This is a genomic window from Pseudomonas sp. EA_65y_Pfl1_P113, assembly GCF_963970525.1.
GTDB classification, from domain to species: domain Bacteria; phylum Pseudomonadota; class Gammaproteobacteria; order Pseudomonadales; family Pseudomonadaceae; genus Aquipseudomonas; species Aquipseudomonas tritici.
This window is the reverse complement of sequence record NZ_CAXAQM010000557.1, coordinates 1-456: the sequence shown is the minus strand read 5'-3', so window position 1 is coordinate 456 and position 456 is coordinate 1. Positions and strand designations below refer to the sequence as shown.

Below are 456 nucleotides of genomic sequence, written 5' to 3'. Positions count from 1 at the left end.
CCGCATCCGTCGGCGACAGTCCGCGCAGGAGCGCACGAGTAACACGCACCGTCACTGCGCCTCTCCCAATCGCGCAAGGCGCTCGGTCGCGCGCAGCATATGCTTTTCGACCGCGCTGACCGACACGCCCAGTTGCGCCGCGATGTCGAGGCGGAGCTTGAGTCCCTCAGGCGCGGCCCAGGCGGCGGCCGTGTCCGGAAAACCATTGGGACCGGCCGGCGACCACAGCGGCTGGCCGAGCAGGTTGAGGCTGTTGAGATAGGCCCCGGGAGCTTCCGGCACGCGGGCCAGCAGGCGGCCGCTTGCGACCAGGAACTCGTAGGGCGAGCGCATCTTGGTCAGCGGCGCCTGCCAGGCTTCGTCGGACTCGACCAGCGCGGTCGCGAGCGCCCTGAGGTCGCCGTCGGTCCTGACGAAGACGTCGCGCAGCCGCGCCACCAGCGCCGGCGGCGGATC

1 protein-coding gene is annotated in these 456 nt (G+C 71.3%); it reads right to left on the bottom strand.

The genetic code is table 11. The annotated features are described in order from the left end of the window. Window positions 1-51: 51 nt before the first annotated feature. The coding region (locus AACY52_RS31060; protein WP_339561504.1) for a DUF1800 family protein at window positions 52-456 on the bottom strand (405 nt) is incomplete at its 5' end.